We start from the raw sequence: 16,569 nt of genomic DNA, 5'->3' as shown, positions 1-16,569 counted from the left end.
GCGTGCCGCGGCGTTGGCCGCCGCATTATCCGGAGTGTTGCATACCGGCGCCGCGGTTTGAAGGGCGGCTGAAGAATCACCACGCGCTTGTGTTTGCTAAGCCACAAACTTCCCCAGATATAGCCGTTGCATACATAAAGATATGCTTATATCATTGTTCACATGGAACACCTTCTCGCCCTGCTTCGGGCCGCCGCCGAGGATACGAGACTCAGGATCCTGGCCTTGGCGGCGCGTGAGGACCTGACGGTCAGCGACTATGTGACCGTGCTGGGCCAGAGCCAGCCGCGGGTATCGCGACACCTGAAATTGCTGGTCGAAGCGGGTCTGCTGGAGCGGTTCCGCGAGGCCCAGTTCACCCGTTTCCGCCTGACCAACAGCGGCGAGGACGCCGCCCTGGTGCGTGAGTTCGTGCGCCGGCTCGACCCCAAGCACCCGCGCATCGCGACCGACCGGTCCCGGCTGGACGCCGTTCAGCAGCGCCGCCAGACCGCCGCCGCCCGCTTCTTCCGCGACAATGCCCAGCGCTGGGACGAATTGCGGGCCCTGCACGTAGCTGACCGCGAGATCGAACGGGCGCTGGCCCATCACCTGCCATTCGGCGCCCGCCGGCTGCTCGACGTCGGCACCGGCACCGGCCGGCTGCTGGAAGTGCTGGCCCCCAAGGTCGAGCAGGCGGTGGGTGTCGACCAGAGTCGCGAGATGCTGGCCCTGGCCCGCGCCAACCTCGCGCGCGCCGGCATCGAGAATGCCGACATCCGCCAGGGCGACATGTATGCCCTGCCCTTCGAGTCCGACAGTTTCGACGTCGTCACCATCCATCACGTACTGCACTACGCCGACGATCCGGCCGCGGCGCTGGCCGAGGCGGCGCGCGTGGTGAAGCCCGGCGGCTCGGTGCTGGTGGTGGACTTCTCGCCACACGACCTGGTCGAATTGAAGCGCGAGCACGCGCACGTCCATCTGGGCTTCGCCGACAACCAGGTCCAGGGCTGGCTGCGCAGCGCCGGCCTCAACCCGCTGGAGCCCCTCCATTTTCCCGGCCGCCGCCTGATGACGGGCATCTGGCGCGGCGAACGCGAGCTGCCATCGCTCGCGACCGCACGGCCCACGGCCGACGTTTCCGTCCAAGGAGTTTCACGATGAGTCCCGATACCGGTCCGATCGGCAATCCCCTCAGCTCCGCGGGGAGCCCGACCGAATTCCCCGCCCGCGCGCCGCAGCGCCTGTCCGTCTCGTTCGAGTTCTCGCCGCCGCGAACCGACGCCGCGGAGAAGACGCTGTGGGAAACGGTCAAGCGCCTCACGCCGCTGCAGCCGTCCTTCTTCTCCGTGACCTACGGCGCTGGCGGCTCGACGCGCCAGCGCACCCACGACACGGTGGCGCGCCTCAAGAGCGAGACAGGCATCGACGCCGCCGCGCACCTCACCTGCGTGGCCGCCACCCAGGGCGAGATCGACGACATCGCGCGCGCCTACTGGGACGCCGGCATCCGCCACATCGTGGCCCTGCGCGGCGATCCGCCGGGCGGCATGGGCGGCGCGTACACGCCGCATCCCGGCGGCTATGCCAACGCCGCCGCGCTGGTGGCCGGCCTGAAGAAGATCGGCGACTTCCAGATCAGCGTCGCGGGCTATCCCGAGAAGCATCCGGCCTCGGCCGACGAGAAGGCCGACCTCGACAACCTGAAGGCCAAGGTCGATGCCGGCGCCGACCGCTGCATCACCCAGTTCTTCTTCGAGGCCGAGGACTTCCTGCGCTTCCGCGACCGCGCGGCGGCGGCGGGCGTCCACGTGCCGGTCGTGCCGGGCATCATGCCGGTGTCGAACTTCGCGGCGGTCAATCGCATCGCGGGCCTGTGCGGCTCGAAGGTGCCGCCGTGGTTCGCCAACATGTTCGAGGGGCTCGACGACGATCTCGAGACGCGGCGCATGATCGCCGCCACCGTGGCGGGCGATCTCTGCCGCCGCCTGCAGGGCGAGGGCGTCGAGCAGTTCCATTTCTACACGCTGAACCGCGCCGATCTCACCTTTGCGATCTGCCACCTGCTGGGAGTCCGCCCGCAATGACCCGCCAGGAGAAGGCCGAACAGCTACGCGAAATCGGCTCGGAACGCATCCTGATCAAGGACGGGCCTTACGGCTCGATGATCCAGAGCTACAAGCTCGACGAGGAAGGCTTCCGCGGCGGCCGCACCTTCAATCACGATCAGAAGGGCAACAACGACCTTCTGAACCTGACGCGTCCCGACGTGGTGGGCGAGATCTGCAACGCCTATCTCGACGCCGGCGCCGACATCGTGGCGACCAACACCTTCAACTCGAACTCGATCAGCCTGTCCGACTACGGCATCACCGGCATGGCACGCGAGATCAACATCGCCGCGGCGAAGCTCACGCGCGCCTGCGCCGATGCCGCCACGGCGCGCGATCCCGCCAAGCCGCGCTTCGTCGCGGGTGCGCTGGGGCCGACCAACAAGACGCTCTCGGTGTCGCCCAAGGTCAGCGATCCCGGCTTCCGCGCCGTGACGTTCGACGAGGTGAAGGACATGTATCGCGAGCAGATCGACGGTCTGCTCGACGGCGGTGTCGACTTCATCCTGGTCGAGACGGTGTTCGACACGCTGAACGCCAAGGCAGCCCTCGTCGCGGCCGACGAGGCAGGCGAGGCGCGCGGCGAGGTGCTCCCGGTCATGGTCTCGATGACGCTGACCGATCTGGCGGGCCGCAACCTCTCGGGCCAGACGGTCGAGGCCTTCTGGCATTCGGTTCGGCATGCCAAGCCGATCACCATGGGCCTCAACTGCAGCTTCGGCGCGACCGAGCTTCACCCCTACGTGCAGGCGCTGAACCCGCAGGTCGACAGCATGCTGTGCGTCTATCCCAATGCCGGCCTGCCCAACGAGCTGGGCGCCTACGACGAGCCGCCGGAGATGACCGGCAAGCTGGTCCAGGGCTGGGCGAAGAACGGCTGGATCAACGTGGTCGGCGGCTGCTGCGGCACGACGCCCGGCCACATCAAGGCGATCGCCGAGGCGGTCAAGGGCATCAAGCCACGCACGTGGCATGTCCTGCCTCCCGCATTGCGTCTCAGTGGCATGGAACCGGCGAGTTTTTTCTGATGAGCATTGACGAGAACACGGCCGGCGAGAACCGGACCGAGAGCCGCGCGACCTTCATCAACATCGGCGAGCGCACCAACGTCACCGGTTCGGCCCGCTTCAAGAAGCTGATCCTCGAAGGCGACTACACCGCCGCCGTCGAGGTTGCGCGCCAGCAGGTCGAGAGCGGCGCGCAGATCATCGACATCAACATGGACGAGGGCCTGCTCGACGCCGAGCTGGCGATGGACACGTTCCTGAAGCTGATCGCCGCCGAGCCCGACATCGCCCGCGTGCCGATCATGATCGACAGCTCGAAGTGGAGCGTGATCGAGGCTGGCTTGAAGTGCGTCGCCGGCAAGCCGATCGTGAACTCGATCTCCATGAAGGAGGGCATCGAGCCCTTCATCGCGCAGGCCCGCAAGGTGCGCCGCTACGGCGCTGCGGTCGTCGTCATGGCCTTCGACGAAAAGGGCCAGGCCGACACCAAGGAGCGCAAGGTCGAGATCTGCGCCCGCGCCTACGACATACTGGTGAACCAGGTGGGCTTCCCGGCCGAGGACATCATCTTCGACCCCAACGTCTTCGCGGTGGCGACCGGCATCGAGGAGCACAACAATTACGGCGTCGACTTCATCGAGGCGACGCGCGAGATCAAGGCGCGCTGCCCTGCCGCCAAGATTTCCGGCGGCGTCTCCAACCTGTCCTTCGCCTTCCGCGGCAACGAGCCGGTGCGCAAGGCGATGCACTCGGTGTTCCTCTACTATGCCATCCAGGCCGGCATGGACATGGGCATCGTCAATGCCGGTCAGCTCGAGGTCTACGACCAGATCCCGCAGGAACTTCGCGACGCCTGCGAGGACGTGATCCTGAACCGCCGCCCCGACGCCACCGACCGGCTGCTCGAGCTGGCGCCCAAGTACAAGGGCACCGGCGAGGTCGCCGAAACGCAGGACGCGGAGTGGCGGAGCTGGCCGGTCGAGAAGCGGCTGGAGCACGCGCTGGTCAAGGGCATGGACCAGTTCGTCGTCGCCGACACCGAGGAGGCGCGCCTGCAGATCGCGCGGCCGATCGAAGTGATCGAAGGCCCGCTGATGGCCGGCATGAACGTCGTCGGCGACCTGTTCGGTGCCGGCAAGATGTTCCTGCCGCAGGTCGTGAAGAGCGCCCGCGTGATGAAGAAGGCGGTGGCGCATTTGCTGCCCTTCATCGAGGCGCAGAAGACCGAGGGATCGCGGCCCAAGGGCAAGATCGTCATGGCGACGGTCAAGGGCGACGTCCACGACATCGGCAAGAACATCGTGGGCGTGGTGCTCCAGTGCAACAACTTCGAGGTCATCGACCTCGGAGTCATGGTGCCGTTCCAGGACATCCTGAAGAGCGCCAACGACAACAAGGCCGACATCATCGGCCTCAGCGGCCTGATCACCCCGTCGCTCGACGAGATGGTAACGGTGGCCGAGGAGATGGCGCGCCAGGGAATGACGATGCCGCTGCTGATCGGCGGCGCCACGACCTCGAAGGTCCACACGGCCCTGCGCATCGCGCCGCGCTACGCCGGCCCGACCATTCATGTGCTCGACGCCTCGCGCGCCGTTGGCGTCTGCTCGGCGCTGGTCTCGGAATCGGGCTCGCAGGCCGAGGATTTCGCCATCAAGGTCGCCGCCGAATACGAGGCGATCCGGGTCGAGCGCGCGGGCGGCACCAAGGAAAAGGTGATCGCGCTCGAAGCCGCGCGCGCCAACGACTTCAAGATCGACTGGTCCGCCTACACACCGCCCAAGCCCGCGATCACAGGCACGCGCGTGTTCGCGGAGTATCCGCTGCACGAGCTGGTCGAGCGCATCGACTGGACGCCGTTCTTCCGCGCCTGGGAGCTGGCCGGCAACTATCCGGCGATCCTCGAGGATCCCGTGGTCGGCGACAGCGCGAAGAAGCTCTATGCCGACGCGCGCAAGATGCTCGACCATATCGTGCGCGAGAAGTGGCTGACGGCGAAGGGCGTGGTCACCTTCTGGCCGTGCCGCCGCGAGGGCGACGACGTGGTGCTCTACAGCGACGAGACGCGCACCAGGGAGATTTCGCGACTCTATTTCCTGCGCCAGCAGATCGAGAAGCGCGCGCCGCGCGCCAACATGTGCCTGGCCGACTTCATCTCGCCCGAGGCCGACTGGATCGGCGGCTTCGCCGTCACCGCCGGCCATGGCATCGAGGAGCATCTCGCGCGCTTCAAGGCCGACCATGACGACTATTCGGACATCCTGCTGAAGGCGCTGGCCGACCGTCTGGCCGAGGCCTTCGCCGAGCGCCTGCACGAGCGCGTACGCAAGACCCTTTGGGGCTACGCCCCCGAGGAGGCGCTCTCCAACGACGAGCTGACGCGCGAGAAGTATCGCGGCATCCGCCCGGCGCCGGGTTATCCCGCCTGCCCCGACCACAGCCAGAAACCCGAACTGTTCCGGCTGCTGAACGCCGGCCAGAACGCCGGCATTCAGCTCACCGAGAGCTTCGCGATGATCCCGACCTCGGCCGTCTCGGGTTATTACTTCGCCCATCCCGACGCGCAGTATTTCGGCGTCGCCCGCATCGGCAAGGACCAGGTCGAGGACTACGCCAGGCGTCGCGACGTCTCGATCGAACAGGCCGAACGCTGGCTGCGCCCGAACATCGGGTACTGAAAACGGCGAAGTCTCCCGCGCACTCTCGAGGCTTGCCGGGCGGGGAACGCGATCCCCGCTCCCGCCGGCAAGCCTCTAGAATCCTTCCGTCTCAGATTGACCCACTCCCCTCATCCTTCGAGACGCCGTGCGAAGCACGGCGTCTCGAAGGATCGGCGACAAACGTGGTGCGCGGACTCTAGGGAAAGTCTTCCGCCGTGAGCTCGATCGTCTGACCGTGCGGCGTACGATCGGCGGCGTGATCCCAGGCCTGATAGTAGCGATCGAGGGTCTCGGTCGACGCGATGCCCTTCCTGGACACGAGCCGTTCGAGAGTCGCGAGCCAATGACGGTAATACGTCGTCCCATCGTCGGGATCGCCGTCGGCGATCGCAGCCTTGATCTGCGCGCCGAGTTCGGTGGCCCACTCGTTCCAGGAAAAAACACCGCGTTGCTGCAGCTCGAGCGCCATGGCGAAAGCCTGGGCCTGCCACGGTTCGGCGAAGATGGGCGCCTCGCCTTCGCAAGGGATACCCGGGACCGTTTGCAGCGCCGAGCGGACGGACTCTAGATTCGCCGACATTACGGTCGTTCCAGATACGGCTCGAAAGCCTCGATGGAGACGGTGGCGCCCTCTTCCGCATCGGGCCCCCAGAGCTCCCTGCCGTCGAACACCACGGTGTAGAGCCATTCGCCCTGCTTGACGCCCTTCTCCACCATCGCATCGGGATAGGTGTGGCATCCCTGGATCCGCTCGATCACGCCGACATGGCCGCGGGCGAAGCGCGGCAGGCGCGTGTGCGAGCGGGGATGAATGTTGCGGGCACGAACCTTCTCGCCGACCGCGAAGGCGGCGGGCGCGCGCGGCGGTTGATCGTGGTTGGGCCGGCTCACGGAGGCGCCGGCGTGCGGGCCCGACAGGGGCTGGCGCTTCAAGGGCCGGCCCGGCCCGCTCGAATGGCCGCTCGCCAACTCGCGCTCGGAGACGAGGTTCAGATGCAGGCAGAGGCGTTCGAGACGCAGAAACCACTTCCTGTAGTAGGACGAGGAGAGATAGACCGCCGGCGGCAAGGTCTCGATCCAGTACCGGCCGACATCGATGTTCCATTCGCCCGCCGAGCCCATGACGCGATTGAGGGCAAAGGAGCGCGCCTGCCACTCTGCAGGGAAGGGCACTTCGTGTGCGTCGGGAGCGACCTTGCCGAAGCCGTCCATCCCGCCCATGTCGTGGACGCCGTTCATGCCGCCACCTCGTGCGCGGCCTTCGGGAACCCGGTACCGATCATCGAATCGCGCGTGACCAGGGCCGCGAGCCTGGCTTCGGACCAGCCTTCCGTGGCGGGCGGCCGCATCGGCAGGACGATGAACCGCGTCTCCGCCGTGGAGTCCCACACCCGGACCTTCATGTCGTCGGGAAGGGTCACGCCGAAATCGGCCAGCACCTTGCGCGGTTCCTTGACGGTGCGCGCGCGATAGGGCGTGGATTTGTACCAGGCCGGCGGCAGGCCCAGCAGATCCCACGGGTAGCAGGAGCACAGGGTGCAGACGATCATGTTGTGCGTGGCGGGCGTGTTCTCCACGGCAATCAGATGATCCCCGACCTTCTGCTGCAGGCCGAGCTGGGCAATCGCCTTGCTGGCGTCGGCGAGCAGCGCCGCGCGGAATTCCGGGTCGGCCCATGCCTTGGCCACGACCTGCGCGCCGATATGCGGTCCGATCTTCGTCTCGTAGGTCTCGATGATCGAATCGAGTGCGGCCGGATCGACATAGCCCTTTTCGGTCAGGATGGTTTCGAGGGCACGGACCCGCAGCTGCATTTCCGAGAGCTCGGAGCCGTGCTCATGATCGTGGTCATGGTCGTTCGACATTGCATCCCCTGATCGCCTGGGCAGGATCGGCAGCGCACGCCGCGCTTCAGCGGTGGTCGCCGGCGCGTGTCCGTCGGAATCTGCCGGCACGTTAGGGTATCCGCTTCCGCCGTGCCAGAGGGCGCTTCAGGCGCGCATGGCGGTGGAATCGGTTGGTGACTCCTGGGCGCAGCGACCGCTATGAGCACGCACCTCTTTCCCGGTGCGGACGAGGTGGGGAGACACGATGCTGAGCTATGCCCTCGTCCTGCTCGTCGGCCTCGTCGCCGGCACGGTGAGCGGCGTCGTGGGCACCGGCGCGACCGTCATCCTGCTGCCGGTGCTGGTGATCGTGTTCGGGCCGCGCGAGGCGGTGCCGATCATGGCCGTCGTCGCGCTGATGTCGAACTTCGCCAAGATCACCGCCTGGTGGCGCCACATCGACTGGCGCGCGTCGGCGGCCTATGCGCTGGGCGGCATCCCGGCGGCAGCGCTCGGCGCCCGCACGCTGCTCGCACTGCCCGAGAACACGGTCGAGACGGCGCTGGGCGTCTTCTTCCTTGCGATGATCCCGGGCCGGCGCTGGCTGGCGGCGCGCAACATCGTGCTGGGCTATGGCGGCATGGTCGTGGCCGGCATCGTGATCGGCTTCCTGACCGGCATCGTGGTCTCGACGGGACCGCTCAGCGTGCCGGCCTTCGCCGCGCACGGGCTGGTGAAGGGCGCCTTCATCGCGACCGAGGCCGCCGGCTCGCTCGCGCTGTACATCAGCAAGGCCATCACCTTCCAGGCGTTCGGCGCGCTGCCGACCGACATCGTCGTGAAGGGACTCATCACCGGTTCCTCGGTGATGGCCGGCACCTATCTCGCGCGGCTGATCGTCGAGCGATTGAGCGTGGCGGCCTTCCAGTACCTGCTCGACATCGTGATGGCGGTATCGGGCGTCGCTCTGCTTTGGCAGGCCTTGCGGTAGACGGACGCCTTCTCCTTCGGCAAGGATGATCGCCCCCCAAGAAGGAGAGAACCATGGCGATCACGACGAAGCAGGAACTGCGGGCGCTCAGCGCCGACGAGCGCGAGCTGATCGACATGTCGGGCGCGCGCGTCGTGAAGGCGCTGACCGATGCCCAGCTTTCCAGCCTGGTGAAGCGGACCCGCACCAAGCGCGACCGCGCCCGCACGCTGGCTGAGCGCCAGCGTCGCGAGCTGCGCGGCAAGTCCCGCGCGCGCGGCGCGGCGCCGGTGAAGGCCGACGACGGATCGCAGCTCAAGCTCGCCATCCTGACGGCCGCCCTCGCCCGTCTCGACGCCGAGACCGCGCGCCGCGGCACGGTGAAGGCCAAGGCTGCACTGGTCGCAAGCGCCAAGAAGGCGCTGTCGCTCAAGCAGAAGACGAAACCCGCCAAGGGCACCAAGGCGCCGGCCAAGCCGCGCGGCCCCGCCCAGCCCGCTCGCGGCAAGACGCGCGTCGCCGTGAAGAACCACGTGCCGGGATCGGTGCGCGGCAGCGTGCGCAGCCAGGGGGCGAAGGCCCAGGCCAAGCGCGATTCGCGCTGAGGCCGCTCCCGGCCGCGATGCGAGAGGGCGACGCCGACAGGGGCGTCGCGCGGCGCTAGGATGGCGGCGCTTCCAAGGGAGGACCGCATGCTGGCCAACACCACGCGCACGCTCACCGAGGCACAACGCGAGCAGTGGGCCGTCGACGGCTACCTGCAGATCGAAGACGCGCTGTCCTCCGCCGAGGTCGATTTCTTTTCCGGATTGCTCGACGACACCGTGCGCACCGCGCCGGGCTACGAGCCCGCCCCGGGCACACTGCCGCGCGGCCACTATGCGTGGAAGCTGCCCGATCCCAACAAAGACGCGTTCATGGACCGGCGCGACCTGCTGCCCTACCACCAGGCCTTCATCGACCTGATCGACCGGCCGGGGATCTTCGACCTGATCCTCGACCTGATGGGTCCTTACATCCAGTTCTCGATGAGCCAGGCGATCGTGCGTGCGTCGACGGACATGTTCCCGGGCTACATCCACACCGACGGCGGTCAGGCGCAGAAGGCGATCCGCGTCAGCGAGACCAGCCGGCCGCTGGCGGTGAAGGTGATGTACCTGCTGACCGACGTGACCGCGGCCGACAGCGGCAACTTCACGGTGTTCCCCGGCAGCCATCTCCGCCCGTTCCCCGAGCGCGCCGAGCGCATTCCGTCGCCGGGCATGCCGGGCGCGGTGCCGCTGCTCGGCAAGGCGGGCGATGCCTACGTCTTCCCGCACGCGCTGTGGCACGGCCCCTCGCCCAACCATTCCGGTAAGGCGCGCAAGACCCTGCTCTACAACTACTGCCAGATGTTCATGCGGGCCTACGATTTCAGCGGGCCATACGCGGCGATCCTCGACCGCTGCACCCCGCGCCAGCGCCGCCTGCTGGGCGACCTCGGTCACGATTTCCGCCCTGGCGATTTCTTCTACGCGCCCGAGGACCAGGAAGCCGTGATGACGGGAGCCTAGTTTCCCGTCGTCTCGAGCGACCTACTTGCATTCCCCATGGGCCACGGGGCGAATCAAGCCGTCACCCTTTCCACCGACCGCGCGACGTCGTAATGGCTGTTCCGATTGGCGCCCGTTCGGGCTGCCATTCGCTTACAGGAGCATCAATGAAGAACGTCGTCACGGCCGCCGCGATGGCCGCTCTCGCCCTCTCGACCGGCGCGTGCAGCCTGCAGCAATCGAGCGCGCAGCAGCTCAACACCACCAACGCCAATTCCCGCATCTACATCGGCTCGCTGACCTGCAATGTCGGCGGCAGCACGGGCTACATCCTGGGCTCGGCCAAGCCGCTCGACTGCGTGTTCCTCGGCAAGGATGGCGTGTCGTCGGCGCAGTACACCGGCACGATCGACAAGGTCGGCATCGATATCGGCTACACCAAGGCCGTGCACACGATCTGGCGCGTCTACTCGCTGGGCTCGGATCGCGGTCCGACGCAGATCGGCGGCACCTATGTCGGCGAGCAGGGCACGGTCGCGGCCGGCAACCAGGCCGGCGGCAACTGGATCTATGGCGGCCCGAACGCCGAGATCGGCATGCTGGCCTCGGGCGTCGTGAAGGACGCCGGCTACAACCTGGCGACCGGCGTTGCCGCCATGACGATCCGGCTGAAGCAGTAGCCTCGGCTCAAGCCGCCGCTCCCGTCGCCGCCTGCAGCGCGCATCCGGCGACGGTGATGCGGTGCATCAGACGCCGCTCGCCCTGATAGTCGTTCTGGGCGCTGTGCCAGGTCGCGCGGTTGTCCCAGAAGGCGATCGAGCCGTCGCGCCACTGGAAGCGGCTGGTGAAGTCGCCCCGCGTCACGTGCGCGTAGAGATATTCGAGCAGCGGATTGCTGTCCTCGACGCTCCAGCCCTCGAAATGCAGCGTGAAGTCCGGATTGACGTAGAGCGCCTCGCGGCCGCTCAGCGGATGACGGATCACCACCGGATGCAGCACGTCGCCGACCTGGTCGGCATTGTGGAACACGTGGTCGCTGCCGCTCGCCTTGCGCGCCGCGGCGCCGAACCGGTGCGCCGAGGAGTGCACGGCGTTCAGCCCGCGCAGCGTCTGCTTGAGGCCTTCCGACAGCGTCTCGAAGGCGCGATAGACGTTCGAGAACAGCGTGTCGCCGCCCTTCGACGGCAGCTCGCGCGCCACCAGGATCGAGCCCATGGCGGGGATCTGGTCGTAGGTGTGATCGGTGTGCCAGCGCTCGCCAATGTTCTTCTGCTGCTGCGGCTCCTTGCGAACCTCGGCGATCTCGGGATAACCGGCGACCGGCGTGAAGTAGCGGTTGATGTCGATCGGGCCCCAGCGCCGCGCGAATTCGATATGCTGCTCGGGCGTCAGCCTCTGGTCGCGGAAGAAGATCACGCCATGCTCGACGAAGGCGCGCTGCACCTCGTCCCACTGGCGGTTGCTCATCGACTTGAGATCGAGCCCCAGCACTTCGGCGCCGCAGCCACCCTCGAGTTCGCGCACCTGAACCGTCTCGTATGTCATGGGTCAACCTCCATGCCCGAGCCTACCGCGCCTGCACCCCGAGCAACAACAAGGCCGCGGACAGCGTGAAGACGCTGGCGGCAGTCGAGATCACCACGGCATTGGTCGCACGGGCGACGCCGGTGCCGTACATCTGGGCGATCAGGTAGACGTTGGCGCCGGCCGGCAGCGCGGCGTTCAGGGTCGCGACGTTGAGCCATAGCGGATCGAGCGGGAAGACGTAGCGACCGATCGTCCAGACCAATACCGGCAGCATGGCGAGCTTGAAGAACGATGCGACGGCCGCCGACTGCCAGTGGCCCTTCAGCCCGACGTGCGCGAGCGAGGCACCGACCATGATCAGGCCGCAGGGCGGCGCCGCCGCGGCGAAGGCCTGCAGAATACGGTCGATCACCGCCGGCGTCGCGAGGCTGGTGTGCGCGGTGATCTCGCCCCAGAGCAGGCCCGCGAAGATCGCCGGAATGACCGGGTGCTTCAGCATGGAGAGCGCCGCGCCGCCGAGCCGCTTCAGCACGTTGCCGCGCCGCCCGCCCGCCCCATCCATCTCCATCAGGAAACAGGTGAAGGTGAGCAGGATCAGAGAATGCACACTGATGATCATCAGCAGCGGCACCAGCCCCTGCTCGCCGAAGCCGTAGCTGATGAACGGGATGCCGATGCCGACGCCATTGGAGAAAGAGCCGCTCAGCGCAAACATCGCGCGATCGCCGAGCCGGAGCCCCTGCATCCGCCCGATCGCCATCAGCACGCCGTAGAGGACCGCGACGCCGCTGAAGAAAGCCAGCAGCACCTGCGGCTCGAGCGTCTCCAGCCGCACCTTGGCCATGGAGCGGAAGAGGAGCGCGGGGAAAAGGACGTAGAAGGTGACGGCCGTGAAGCCGCGCAGGCCCTCCGGACTGAGGAGCTTGCTGCGGCCGATCAACCAGCCGACCATCACCATGCCGAACACCGGCACGATGATGTCGAGGATGGCGTTCATTTATCGCCGACCAAACAAACCTCCTCATGCTGAGGAGGTCGCGCAGCGACCGTCTCGAAGCATGGGCCGCAGACGGGGTGCCTGCTCCCCACCCTTCGAGACGGCCCTGCGGGCCTCCTCAGGGTGAGGACTTTGGTTCGCAAAGCGCTGACTACGCAGCCATCGCGAGGTTGCTGTAGCGCGTCAGGTGATGCTGCTGATTGCCGAACATCAGGTCGATCATCGTCAGCCGCTTGAAGTAATGGCTGACCGACAGCTCGTCCGTGACGCCCATGCCGCCGTGCATCTGCACTGCGCTCTGGCCGCAGAACTTGCCCGACTTGCCGATCTGGACCTTGGCACCCGAGGCGGCCTTGGCGCGCACCGTCGGATCCTTGTCGTCGATCTTGAGCGAAGCCATCAGCGTCATCGAACGCGCTTCCTGCGCGTTGGTGAAGCAGTCGACCATGCGGTGCTGCAGCACCTGGAACTTGCCGATCGCCACGCCGAACTGCTTGCGGGTCTTGATGTAGTCGAGCGTCGCGGCGTTGATCGCGTCCATGCAGCCGGTGGCCTCTGCGCACAGCGCCACGATGGCACGGTCGACCGCCTCTTCCACGGTCGGGAAGGCGTCGTCGACCTTGCCCAGCACGGCGTCGGCGACGACCGAGACCTTGTCGAAGGTCAGTTCGGAAGCGCGCAGCGAATCCTGCGTCGGGTAATCGCGACGGCTGAGGCCCTTGGCCTTGGCGTCGACGACGAACAGCGTCAGGCCCTTGGGCTCGCGCGCCGAACCGGCGGTGCGGGCCAGCACGATGATGTTGTCGGCCGAGGCGGCGTTGTAGACCACGCCCTTGTGGCCCGACAGCGACCAGCCGTTGCCTTCCTTGGTCGCCTTGAGCGACACGTCGGCCAGGTTGTAGCGGCTCTGGCGCTCCAGCCAGGCGAAGGCGAACTGCTTCTTGCCCTCGATCATCGGCGCCAGCAGCGCCTCCTTCTGGGCCGCCGAGCCGGCGCGGGCGATCATGCCGCCGCCCAGCACCACCGTCGGCAGGAACGGCTCGAGGACCAGGCCCTTACCGAACTGCTCCATGACGATCATGGTCTCGATCGGGCCGCCGCCGTAGCCGCCATCCTCCTCGGAGAAGGCCATGCCGAGCCAGCCCAGCTCGGCGAACTGCGCCCAGTTCTCCGGCAGCCAGCCGCGCTCGGTCGCCGCGATCTTGCGGCGATTGTCGAACGTGTACTTCTCGCGCGCGAAGCGCTCGGCCGATTCCTGCAGCTGCTTCTGTTCGTCGGAAAGGGACAGATCCATGTTTCTCCTCCGGAATTCTTGATCGCGGTTATAGCCTTCGTCAGAGGCCAAGCACCATCTTCGAGACGATGTTCTTCTGAATCTCGGTGCTGCCGCCGTAGATGCTGGTCTTGCGCATGTTGAAATAGCGCGGCGCGGCCGGCGGGGCATGGTCGGGCCCGATCGGGGTCTCGTTGGTGTCGTGGAACAGCATGCCGGGCTGGTAGGGCTGGGCGTACTCGCCCACCGCCTCCATGGTCAGTTCCGCGATGCGCTGCTGGATTTCCGAGCCGCGCACCTTCAGGGACGAGACCTCAGGCCCGGGCGCGCCGCCCTGGGCCATGGTCGACAGCACGCGCAGCTCGCTCATCTCCAGCGCCTGGACCTGCAGGTCGATGTCGGCGATCTGGGCCGTGAAGGCGGGATCGTCGGCCAGCGTCCGGCCGTCCTGCGGCTCCATCCGGGCGATCTTGCGCAGCACCGAGACGCCGCGCTTGGACGACGGGACCTCGGCGATGCCCAGCCGCTCGTTGGCCAGCAGGAACTTGGCGCAGGTCCAGCCCTCGTTCTCCTTGCCGATCAGGTTCTCGACCGGGACCTTCACGTTGTCGAGGAACACGTCGTTCACGTGATGGGCGCCGTCGGTCATGATGATCGGCCGCACGGTCACGCCCGGCGTCTTCATGTCGATCAGCAGGAAGGAGATGCCCTCCTGCGGCTTGCCGTCGGTGTTGGTCCGCACCAGGCAGAAGATCCAGTCGCCCCAATGGGCGAACGAGGTCCAGGTCTTCTGGCCGTTCACGATGTAATGGTCGCCCTCCCGCACCGCGCGCGTGCGCAGGTTGGCGAGGTCGGAGCCGGCGCCCGGCTCGGAATAGCCCTGGCACCACGAGACTTCGGAGCTGCGGATGCCGGGCAGGAAGCGCTCCTTCTGCGCCTCGGTGCCGAACGTATAGATCACCGGGCCGACCATCTTCGGCCCGAACGGCAGGATGCGCGGCGCGCCCTCTTCCGCCAGCACGTTCTCGAACAGGAAGCGCTGCGTCACGTCCCAGCCCGGGCCGCCGTACTTCTTCGGCCAGGTGTAGGCGAGCCAGCCCTTCTTCCCGAGCGCCTTCTGCCAGACCATGTGATCGTCGCGGTCGTAGTGCTTGCCGGAGAAGGTCTTCTCGCGAGTCGCCGGCGACAGGTTCTCGCGCGCGAAGGCGCGCACCTCGTCGGCGAACGCCTTGTGTTCCGGCTTGAGCGACAGATCCATTTAGCGACCCTCTTGTGCCATCACGAGCACAGCCTTCCGTGTCATCCCGAGCGCAGCGAGGGATCCTTCATCGGTGCCGCCAAGGATCCCTCGCTTCGCTCGGGATGACACCGTGGGTGTTGAAAAGACAAAGCGTGCGATCAAAGTCCCAGCACCATCTTGCTGATGATGCCCTTCTGGATCTCGTTGCTGCCGCCGTAGATCGTTGTCTTGCGCGTGTTGAAGTAGCGCGGTGCGGCGAGGTGGGCGTACTCGGGGCCGACCGGCGCCTCGTTGGTGCCCTGCCACAGCAGGCCCGGCAGGTATGGCGCGGCATACTCGCCGACCGCTTCCATCGTGAGCTCGGTGATGCGCTGCTGGATCTCCGAGCCGCGGATCTTGAGGCCCGAGACCTCGGGGCCGGGCTGGCCGCCATGCGCCATCTGCGACAGGACGCGCAGCTCGGTGAACTCGAGCGCCGTCACCTGGATCTCGAGATCGGCGATCTTCTCGGCAAAGCTCTGGTTCTCGATCAGCGGCTTGCCGTTGTCCTGCTCGGCCCGCGCGATGTCCTTCAGCGCCTCGACGCCACGCTTGGACTGCGGTACGGCTGCGATTCCCAGCCGCTCGTTGGCCAGCAGGAACTTGGCGCAGGTCCAGCCCTCGTTCTCCTTGCCGACAAGGTTCTCGACCGGGACCTTCACATTGTCGAAGAAGACCTCGTTCACCTCATGGCCGCCGTCGGCCATGATGATCGGCTTCACCGTGATGCCCGGCGTCTTCATGTCGATCAGCAGGAACGAAATGCCCTCCTGCGGCTTCGACTTCGAATCGGTGCGGACGAGGCAGAAGATCCAGTCGGCCCAGTGGCCCATCGTGTTCCAGGTCTTCGACCCGTTCACGATGTAGTGGTCGCCGTCCTTCTCCGCCTTGGTGCGCAGGCTCGCGAGGTCGGAGCCTGAGCCCGGCTCGGAATAGCCCTGGCACCACCAGACGGTGCTCTCGCGGATCGCCGGGAGATACTTCTCCTTCTGCGCCTCGGTGCCGAACGTGTAGATCACGGGCCCGACCATCTTGGTGCCGAACGGGATGATGCCCGGCGCATATTCCTCGGCACAGATGTTCTCGAAGATGTAGCGCTGGGCCGGCGTGAAGCCCGGGCCGCCGTGCTTCTTCGGCCAGGTGTAGACCAGCCAGCCCTTCTTCCCGAGCGCCTGCTGCCAGCGCATGTAGTCGTCGCGGATCAGGTGCTTGCCGTTCTTCACCTTGTCGCGCACGTCGGCCGGCAGGTTGGCGCGCACGAAAGCCCGCACCTCGTCGGCGAATTTCTGTTCTTCAGGCGTAAAAGCGAGGTCCATGTTCCCCTCCCGTGGAGGCATTTTCGATTTGGCCGGAGTTTAGCCACGAGCCCGGTCCGGACAAGCACCGAGAAACCGACTAGCGGGAG

The 16,569-nt window shown here is 66.8% G+C and carries 14 protein-coding genes and 1 pseudogene; 7 read left to right on the top strand and 8 right to left on the bottom strand.

Annotation, left to right across the window (positions count from 1 at the left end; translation table 11 throughout):
* The first annotated feature begins 162 nt into the window (after positions 1-162).
* The 3 genes and pseudogenes from KQ910_RS26185 (at position 163) to metH (ending at position 5,778) form a co-directional block, all read left to right on the top strand.
* A complete protein-coding gene (locus tag KQ910_RS26185) occupies positions 163-1,146 on the top strand; it encodes an ArsR/SmtB family transcription factor (RefSeq protein ID WP_216966966.1) in 984 nt (327 codons plus the stop codon).
* Positions 1,143-2,069 (top strand): methylenetetrahydrofolate reductase [NAD(P)H], encoded by a 927-nt coding sequence (gene metF, locus KQ910_RS26180; protein ID WP_216966963.1) that lies wholly within the window; start codon positions 1,143-1,145, stop codon positions 2,067-2,069. The genes KQ910_RS26185 and metF overlap by 4 nt, the downstream gene beginning before the upstream one ends.
* Positions 2,066-5,778: pseudogene (gene metH / locus KQ910_RS26175) on the top strand (methionine synthase). Before metF ends, metH begins: the two are co-directional and overlap by 4 nt.
* Positions 5,779-5,956: 178 nt before the next feature.
* On the opposite strand, the gene KQ910_RS26170 reads toward metH, so the two are convergent.
* From KQ910_RS26170 to nthA, 3 genes are read right to left on the bottom strand one after another with little or no spacing between them, the layout of a single operon-like run.
* A complete protein-coding gene (locus tag KQ910_RS26170; protein WP_216966961.1) occupies positions 5,957-6,340 on the bottom strand; it encodes a nitrile hydratase accessory protein in 384 nt (127 codons plus the stop codon).
* Positions 6,340-6,999 (bottom strand): nitrile hydratase subunit beta, encoded by a 660-nt coding sequence (gene nthB, locus KQ910_RS26165; RefSeq protein ID WP_216966958.1) that lies wholly within the window; start codon positions 6,997-6,999, stop codon positions 6,340-6,342. The genes KQ910_RS26170 and nthB overlap by 1 nt, the downstream gene beginning before the upstream one ends.
* Complete coding sequence (nthA, locus tag KQ910_RS26160; RefSeq protein ID WP_216966955.1) at positions 6,996-7,625, bottom strand: nitrile hydratase subunit alpha; 630 nt, start codon at positions 7,623-7,625, stop codon at positions 6,996-6,998. Before nthA ends, nthB begins: the two co-directional genes overlap by 4 nt.
* A 229-nt stretch (positions 7,626-7,854) precedes the next feature.
* Here nthA and KQ910_RS26155 point away from each other — a divergent pair, with 229 nt between their 5' ends.
* The 4 genes from KQ910_RS26155 to KQ910_RS26140 all read left to right on the top strand — a co-directional run bounded on the left by KQ910_RS26155 (position 7,855) and on the right by KQ910_RS26140 (position 10,768).
* Complete coding sequence (locus tag KQ910_RS26155) at positions 7,855-8,577, top strand: sulfite exporter TauE/SafE family protein (protein ID WP_216967157.1); 723 nt, start codon at positions 7,855-7,857, stop codon at positions 8,575-8,577.
* A 53-nt stretch (positions 8,578-8,630) separates the two neighbouring features.
* A complete protein-coding gene (locus tag KQ910_RS26150; protein WP_216966952.1) occupies positions 8,631-9,161 on the top strand; it encodes a hypothetical protein in 531 nt (176 codons plus the stop codon).
* An 87-nt stretch (positions 9,162-9,248) separates the two neighbouring features.
* Positions 9,249-10,109 carry a phytanoyl-CoA dioxygenase family protein gene (locus KQ910_RS26145; protein ID WP_216966949.1) on the top strand — a complete coding sequence of 287 codons (861 nt, stop codon included), beginning with the start codon at positions 9,249-9,251 and terminating at the stop codon, positions 10,107-10,109.
* A 146-nt stretch (positions 10,110-10,255) separates the two neighbouring features.
* Complete coding sequence (locus tag KQ910_RS26140; RefSeq protein WP_216966946.1) at positions 10,256-10,768, top strand: DUF992 domain-containing protein; 513 nt, start codon at positions 10,256-10,258, stop codon at positions 10,766-10,768.
* A 7-nt stretch (positions 10,769-10,775) separates the two neighbouring features.
* Here KQ910_RS26140 and KQ910_RS26135 read toward each other — a convergent pair whose 3' ends face one another.
* The 5 genes from KQ910_RS26135 to KQ910_RS26115 form a co-directional block, all read right to left on the bottom strand.
* Positions 10,776-11,633 (bottom strand): TauD/TfdA dioxygenase family protein, encoded by an 858-nt coding sequence (locus tag KQ910_RS26135; protein ID WP_216966942.1) that lies wholly within the window; start codon positions 11,631-11,633, stop codon positions 10,776-10,778.
* A gap of 22 nt (positions 11,634-11,655) precedes the next feature.
* Entirely contained in the window at positions 11,656-12,612 is a 957-nt protein-coding gene (locus KQ910_RS26130; RefSeq protein WP_216966940.1) for an AEC family transporter, read from the bottom strand.
* Positions 12,613-12,763: 151 nt separating this feature from the next.
* Complete coding sequence (locus KQ910_RS26125) at positions 12,764-13,906, bottom strand: acyl-CoA dehydrogenase family protein (RefSeq protein WP_216966937.1); 1,143 nt, start codon at positions 13,904-13,906, stop codon at positions 12,764-12,766.
* Positions 13,907-13,946: 40 nt separating this feature from the next.
* Positions 13,947-15,143, bottom strand: coding sequence for an acyl-CoA dehydrogenase family protein (locus tag KQ910_RS26120; protein ID WP_216966934.1), 1,197 nt, complete (start codon positions 15,141-15,143; stop codon positions 13,947-13,949).
* A gap of 140 nt (positions 15,144-15,283) precedes the next feature.
* Positions 15,284-16,480: an acyl-CoA dehydrogenase family protein gene (locus KQ910_RS26115; protein WP_216966931.1), complete on the bottom strand. Its 1,197-nt coding sequence runs from the start codon at positions 16,478-16,480 to the stop codon at positions 15,284-15,286.
* Positions 16,481-16,569 lie beyond the last annotated feature (89 nt).

This window comes from Reyranella humidisoli (assembly GCF_019039055.1).
Taxonomy (GTDB): domain Bacteria; phylum Pseudomonadota; class Alphaproteobacteria; order Reyranellales; family Reyranellaceae; genus Reyranella; species Reyranella humidisoli.
Note: the sequence above shows the minus strand (reverse complement) of the source record. Positions and strands in the feature narration are given on the sequence as shown.

Bases quoted from the DNA above. Each gene is read 5' to 3' on its own strand.
- KQ910_RS26115 (WP_216966931.1), bottom strand. From the start codon at position 16,480: ATGGACCTCGCTTTTACGCCTGAAGAACAGAAATTCGCCGACGAGGTG.
- metF (WP_216966963.1), top strand. From the start codon at position 1,143: ATGAGTCCCGATACCGGTCCGATCGGCAATCCCCTCAGCTCCGCGGGG.
- KQ910_RS26185 (WP_216966966.1), top strand. From the start codon at position 163: ATGGAACACCTTCTCGCCCTGCTTCGGGCCGCCGCCGAGGATACGAGA.
- KQ910_RS26170 (WP_216966961.1), bottom strand. From the start codon at position 6,340: ATGTCGGCGAATCTAGAGTCCGTCCGCTCGGCGCTGCAAACGGTCCCG.
- KQ910_RS26135 (WP_216966942.1), bottom strand. From the start codon at position 11,633: ATGACATACGAGACGGTTCAGGTGCGCGAACTCGAGGGTGGCTGCGGC.
- nthB (WP_216966958.1), bottom strand. From the start codon at position 6,999: ATGAACGGCGTCCACGACATGGGCGGGATGGACGGCTTCGGCAAGGTC.
- nthA (WP_216966955.1), bottom strand. From the start codon at position 7,625: ATGTCGAACGACCATGACCACGATCATGAGCACGGCTCCGAGCTCTCG.
- KQ910_RS26140 (WP_216966946.1), top strand. From the start codon at position 10,256: ATGAAGAACGTCGTCACGGCCGCCGCGATGGCCGCTCTCGCCCTCTCG.
- KQ910_RS26125 (WP_216966937.1), bottom strand. From the start codon at position 13,906: ATGGATCTGTCCCTTTCCGACGAACAGAAGCAGCTGCAGGAATCGGCC.
- KQ910_RS26145 (WP_216966949.1), top strand. From the start codon at position 9,249: ATGCTGGCCAACACCACGCGCACGCTCACCGAGGCACAACGCGAGCAG.
- KQ910_RS26150 (WP_216966952.1), top strand. From the start codon at position 8,631: ATGGCGATCACGACGAAGCAGGAACTGCGGGCGCTCAGCGCCGACGAG.
- KQ910_RS26120 (WP_216966934.1), bottom strand. From the start codon at position 15,143: ATGGATCTGTCGCTCAAGCCGGAACACAAGGCGTTCGCCGACGAGGTG.
- KQ910_RS26130 (WP_216966940.1), bottom strand. From the start codon at position 12,612: ATGAACGCCATCCTCGACATCATCGTGCCGGTGTTCGGCATGGTGATG.